The following is a 6261-nucleotide window of genomic DNA, read 5'->3' on the forward strand; positions in this document are numbered from 1 at the left end:
TCACTCTAAAAGCCGCAGCCCCGGAGCGACAGGAGAAAAGACTTAATTTTTACCGATTTACCCATCTTTGCATTTATTCGAACGGCGGCGGCGCCAGGACTTCACGGTTACCGTTATGCCCCTGTTCGCTAACAATTCCCTGGGCTTCCATCTGCTCAATAATGCGCGCCGCACGGTTATAGCCGATGCGGAACTGACGCTGGACGCCCGAGATAGAGGCTTTGCGTTTTTCTGTCACAAAGTTGACCGCCTGATCGAACAACGGATCTAACTCTTCGCCGCTGTCAAAACCGCCGCCACCGCCTTCGCTGTCACTGTCAGAGGTGATGCCATCGATATATTGCGGGCGACCACGCGCTTTCCAGTCCTGAACCACGGCATGGACTTCCTGATCACGCACAAAGGCACCATGGACACGTACCGGAGAACTGTTCGAACTGGTCGCAGAGTAAAGCATGTCACCCATCCCAAGCAGTGATTCCGCACCGGACTGGTCGAGGATCGTACGCGAGTCAATCTTACTGGAAACCGTAAAGGCGATACGGGTTGGAATGTTGGCTTTAATTAAACCGGTGATAACGTCGACAGAAGGACGTTGCGTCGCCAGTACAAGGTGGATCCCCGCGGCACGCGCCTTCTGGGCCAGACGCGCAATCAGCTCTTCCACTTTCTTGCCAACGGTCATCATCAGGTCGGCAAATTCATCCACCAGCACCACGATATAAGGCAGTTTCTCCAGTACCGGATGCACCGCATCCATACTGTCTCCCGGCTTCCAGTACGGGTCCGGAATCGGGCGGCCCATTTTCGCCGCTTCAGCAATTTTCTCGTTATAACCCGCAAGGTTACGCACACCCAGCGCTGACATCAGTTTGTAACGACGCTCCATTTCGTTCACGCTCCAGCGCAAGGCGTTGGCCGCGTCTTTCATATCAGTGACCACTTCAGTCAACAGATGCGGGATGCCTTCATAAACCGACAACTCCAGCATTTTCGGGTCGATCATAATGAACTTAACGTCTTCCGGCTGTGCCTTGTACAGCATGCTGAGGATCATGGCATTCACCCCAACAGACTTACCGGAGCCGGTTGTACCCGCCACCAGCAGATGCGGCATTTTCGCCAGATCGGCAATCACCGGCTCGCCACCGATATCTTTGCCCAGCACAACGGTTAACGGCGACGGGCTTTCGCGGAATTTTGCGCAGTCCAGCACTTCGCGCAGATAGACGGTCTGACGTTTCTTATTCGGCAACTCCAGCCCGACATAAGGTTTGCCCGGGATAACTTCCACCACGCGCACGGCAACGGTCGACAGTGAACGAGCAAGGTCACGGGAGAGGTTGGAAATACGCGCCGCTTTCACCCCAGGCGCAAGGTTTAATTCAAAACGGGTGATAACAGGCCCTGGGGAGTAGTTCACCACGTCGGCTTTAATGCGGAAATCGGCCAGTCGGGCTTCAACCAGACGCGCCATTTGCTGCAAAGCAAAGGTATCCACCGGTTCGACTTCAGAAGGCGGCGGCGTAAGTAAATCCAGCGATGGCAGCGGCGTGGTGGGTTTCTGCAATTGATGGCTGTCGCCATTGCGCATCAGCAACGGGTGGATCAGGCTCTCTTTCGGCGCAGGTGTGGATACCTGAGCAACAGGCTGCGCAGCAGGCGCGGCGACTGGTCGCGCAGGCGCATACTGGGCTTCTGTCTCCGGCATCACGCCCGGTGTGAACAGCGGTTCACTCGGGCCGTCATCGACCAGCGCTTTGGTCGGCGAAAACTCAAAATCATCCAGCGAGAACATCCCTGGCGGAAGAGAACTGTCTGCGGCATAACGCTGTTGCTGGCTGGAAGCAAACTGGCGAGCCAGTTCCACTTCAGCTTCTTCCTCCTCCGTCAGGGCCGGGGGAACAGGCGTTGACGGCGTGTCGTGGGTATACTCTTCGCCATAACGATTCTGCTGGCTGGCGGCAAACTGCTGCGCCAGCTCATGCTGGTGCAGCATCTCAACATCATCATCGCTCATCGGCTCATGATGCTGGCGCTGTTCCGCGCGCGCGCGCTCCTCTGCCATTCGCTGGGAAGGCAATTTAATACCGTATGAGGCCAGCTCGCGACGCGTCGGCACACGTACCCGGTTAGGACGCGGCAGTTGGGGACCAATGCCCTCTTTGACCTGCTGACGCGGCGCACCGCCTTCAGCAAGGCTGAAAACAGGGCTGACGCCATCCACTGGGGATGTTTCATGGACGCTGGCCGCAACAGCGGACGCTGCAACAGGTACCACATGCGCACTCACAGAAGGCGCAGGCGCAACCGGATGAACGGGCTCCTGAACAGGGTCAGGGACTGGCTGGTACCAGGCGGCAAGTTGTTCGCGCTCACGAGCACGTTTCTCTTCCACTTCTTCAAAATAATACAGCGGAGGGCGCGTCTGTTTAACCTCTGCCATCTCTGGTTCAGGTTCAGGCTCCATCAGCGGCTCAGGTGCCACATATTCCGGCTCAGGTTGATAAGCCTGATACTCCACCGGCTCAGCCACAACCGGCTGAGGCGGCTGCCACTCCCCTTCCTGCTCCGGCGCGACATAGTGAGAAAGCGGCACTTGCCCGACAACGGCGGCGGATTGCGGCAATGGCTCCGGCGTTTCCGGCTGCCATGTCGTCGTTTGCTCCACAGCATAGGCCACAGGCGCAGAGGGCGCGGCATGGCTTTGCGCTGCGATCATCCCGGCAGCGGCAGCGGCCAGAGGCTCGGTTACCCGGTATCCACTGAGCAGGGGATCATAAGGATCTGTTTGCGCCTGGATGGCGCTATTGCCGGAGAAGAGCACGTCATCAGCATCTGCCGGAACACCACGGGTAGAATATTCAACCTCGTCGTTCTCTTCATCATCCATCCGCTTACCGGAGAACAAGGCCTCATCGGTCTTACGTCCCATTGGATTGCTGAACTTTTCAGCTATCCGCTTACGCCGTGCCAGCGCGCCACGCATAATACGAGCACGACGTGACTGGTGAGGCGCTTTGGCGGATTCATCGTCATCCTCATAATCTTCGTCCTCGTATTCTTCTTCATCGACCCAGGTATCATCCCGACGGGTACGATTGCTGGCAAAGGTCAGAATACTTAAGATCACGCTACCAATTTTTTCTGCGATGGTGACCCACGACCAACCGGTAAATAGCGTTAACCCCGCCGCCCAGACGCAAAGCAACGCAATAGTGCCTCCACTGCTGCGCAGAAGGGGTTGCAACGTGGTGCTAAGCAGGCTGCCAATGACCCCGCCAGAGGCGAAGTACCAGATATCATCAGCATTGATAGCGGCGAGACCGCAGGAGGTAAGGATCAAGGCAAGCGCCCCAATCAACCGTAAAGAGACGGCAAAATAGTCGATATATTCTTCACTTGCCCGGTGACGATAAGCAAACCAGCAGCCACCGATAATGATCAGCGGAATGGTGTAGGCCATGACGCCAAAAATAAAGAATAAGGTATCAGCCAGCCATGCGCCTGGTTGCCCCCCCAGATTATGGATAGGCTCATGCCAGGCCGTTTGTGACCAACTGGGATCGGAGGGATTAAAACTGATAAGTGCTGCCGTCAACCAGAGGGCAAACAAGGCTACGAGGATCAGTAATGCCTCAAGGAGTCGACGCCCGCTGCTCAACCTGGTAAGTGTGACGTCTTTGTCTTCTGTGTATTCCTGGCTCAAGTAAGGCGCTCCAGCTAAAACGGGCAACAGCGCCGGGAAACCCCGGCACTGTTGCTGTATGGATTAACAGGAGTGTAATCAAAAAAAGCCGATTTTGCACCTGTTCCGTATTAGCGCGTCTTGATAACCAGACGATTGCTCTGTTTGACTTCTTCCATCACCACATAAGTACGGGTGTCATTCACGCCAGGCAGTCGCAGCAGAGTTTCCCCCAGCAACTTACGATAGGCAGACATATCAGGCACACGTGTTTTCAACAAGTAGTCGAAATCACCTGATACCAGATGACACTCTTGAATTTCTTCAAGTTTTTGTACTGCGGAGTTAAATTGCTCAAACACATCCGGTGCGCCACGATTCAGAGTAATCTCAACAAAAACCAGAAGTGATGCATCCAGATAATGCGGGTTCAACAGCGCTGTGTAGCCCTGAATAAAACCCTGTCTTTCCAGTCGACGCACACGCTCAAGGCACGGCGTTGGGGAAAGTCCCACTCGCTTAGAAAGCTCGACGTTGGAAATACGCCCATCTTTTTGCAATTCGTTCAGAATATTACGATCAATGCGGTCGAGATCTTTGCCAGGGCGCTTCTTGCTATCTACCATTATTATTGTCTCTCTGTATTCCTTCCCTACTCCTGTCTTGACCCTGTGCACTTCACTGTTCAGAGTCTTTGCCCGTCGCTTTACGTGCACTGTGTTATTGAATTAACACGACGTAATCCCAGGGTCAGTATTAAGAAGTCCGTTGCCTGACGGCAGCTATCGACATCACGAATGGCATCTGTCCACACCATGCGTAGATTTCACTAGCCCGGTAAAATTGGTATTTGCATGCATGAATTTGCGTCACGCGCGAAACACTGCTTTTTTCTTCCTTTGATGTTTTCGCAAATGCGCAGGGGATTGTCAAAGCAAAACATCTTTTTTTAGTACAACATGCCAGATATTCATCATCACGCTCAGTGAATACTCATGTTATCACCTTATAACTGACCAATTTTCAGTAGAAATTGTTATATTTCGATTCTTAGCTTGAAATTTATCATCGGCTTTATCTATTACACATATCGTTAACAAAACCGCTGAACTCTTTTTTTACGCCCACAAATTCCCTACAATCCTGAGCCATGTCTGCAAATAAAAATGAGGATTTCATGGGTACGGCCAAACACAGTAAGCTGCTTATCCTGGGTTCAGGCCCTGCGGGCTATACCGCTGCGGTCTATGCTGCACGCGCCAATCTGGAACCGGTATTGATTACCGGGATGGAGAAAGGCGGTCAGCTCACCACCACGACCGAAGTGGAAAACTGGCCAGGGGATCCGAACCACCTGACCGGGCCGCTGCTGATGGAGCGCATGCATGAACATGCCGAAAAATTCGAGACGCAAATTCTGTTCGATCATATCAATACGGTTGATCTGCAGAATCGTCCTTTCCGCCTGACGGGCGACAGCGGTGAATATACCTGCGATGCGTTAATTATCGCGACAGGAGCATCCGCACGTTATCTGGGCTTACCTTCAGAAGAAGCCTTTAAGGGCCGTGGCGTTTCCGCCTGTGCGACCTGCGACGGTTTCTTCTACCGTAACCAGAAAGTTGCCGTTATCGGTGGGGGTAACACCGCCGTTGAGGAAGCACTGTATCTGGCAAATATCGCTTCTGAAGTGCATCTGATTCACCGCCGTGATTCTTTCCGTGCAGAGAAAATCCTGATCAAACGTCTGATGGAAAAAGTGGCAAACGGTAATATCGTGCTGCATACCGACCGTACGCTGGAAGAAGTGACCGGCGATCAGATGGGGGTCAGCGGACTGCGTCTGCGTGACACGCAAAACAGTGACAACGTTGAGTCACTGGAGGTAGCAGGTCTGTTTGTTGCTATTGGCCATAGCCCGAACACCGCTATCTTTGCAGGCCAGTTAGAGCTGGAAAACGGCTATATCAAAGTCCAGTCAGGCATTCATGGCAACGCGACCCAAACAAGTATTCCGGGTGTCTTCGCTGCCGGTGACGTAATGGATCATATTTATCGTCAGGCGATCACCTCTGCCGGTACCGGTTGTATGGCCGCGCTGGATGCTGAACGCTATCTCGACGGACTGGCGCAGAACAGTAAATAATCTTTACAAGTCAGTAACAAAGGTAAATAAGGCGACTATAAGTCGCCTCAGATTGCTGACGAACCCCACGTTTTTCGTGGGGTTTTGTTTTTGTAGCGACCGCAGGTCGCGATCGCGATATTTTCCTGTCTTTCTGCCCCGGCTTTTCTACTGCGCTGTTTTCAGCCTCTTATGTCCCGCTGAACCCGCCAACACCAGTAAAAACTGATAAAGAAGCGCCAGCAGCGCCATCTTCTTCATATTCTGCGCCGTCGCCGCAAGCAGGCACTGCATCTGCACTTTCATCAGGCCACGGAACCGCGCGTACCGGTGCCCGTGATGTTGTTTCGCATCCGCGAAGCTCCGCTCCACCGTTTCCTTACGCCGGGCATACACCTTTTTGCCCCATTTCGTCAGCCGCAGCGCGTTTGCCTCTTCTTTTGCCTCT

The 6261-nt window shown here is 53.6% G+C and carries 4 protein-coding genes; 1 reads left to right on the forward strand and 3 read right to left on the reverse strand.

Going from position 1 to position 6261, the window contains the following annotated elements; all coding sequences use genetic code 11:
- Positions 1-73 precede the first annotated feature (73 nt).
- Both ACSZO4_RS06980 and lrp read right to left on the reverse strand, forming a co-directional pair.
- Entirely contained in the window at positions 74-3709 is a 3636-nt protein-coding gene (locus ACSZO4_RS06980) for a DNA translocase FtsK 4TM domain-containing protein (protein WP_437888165.1), read from the reverse strand.
- A 110-nt stretch (positions 3710-3819) separates the two neighbouring features.
- Positions 3820-4314, reverse strand: coding sequence for a leucine-responsive transcriptional regulator Lrp (lrp, locus tag ACSZO4_RS06985; protein ID WP_002439523.1), 495 nt, complete (start codon positions 4312-4314; stop codon positions 3820-3822).
- A 551-nt stretch (positions 4315-4865) separates the two neighbouring features.
- Here lrp and trxB point away from each other — a divergent pair.
- Positions 4866-5834 (forward strand): thioredoxin-disulfide reductase, encoded by a 969-nt coding sequence (gene trxB, locus ACSZO4_RS06990; protein ID WP_437888166.1) that lies wholly within the window; start codon positions 4866-4868, stop codon positions 5832-5834.
- Positions 5835-5981: 147 nt separating this feature from the next.
- Here the strand turns inward: trxB and ACSZO4_RS06995 are convergent.
- Positions 5982-6261, reverse strand: a 280-nt coding sequence (locus ACSZO4_RS06995) for a transposase (RefSeq protein WP_437888167.1), incomplete at its 5' end; no start/stop codon positions are given.

Source organism: Phytobacter sp. V91 (assembly GCF_965644225.1).
GTDB lineage: Bacteria > Pseudomonadota > Gammaproteobacteria > Enterobacterales > Enterobacteriaceae > CBFFRJ01.

Excerpts from the sequence above, each read along its gene's own strand:
- trxB (WP_437888166.1), top strand. The coding sequence starts at position 4,866 with ATGGGTACGGCCAAACACAGTAAGCTGCTTATCCTGGGTTCAGGCCCT.
- lrp (WP_002439523.1), bottom strand. The coding sequence starts at position 4,314 with ATGGTAGATAGCAAGAAGCGCCCTGGCAAAGATCTCGACCGCATTGAT.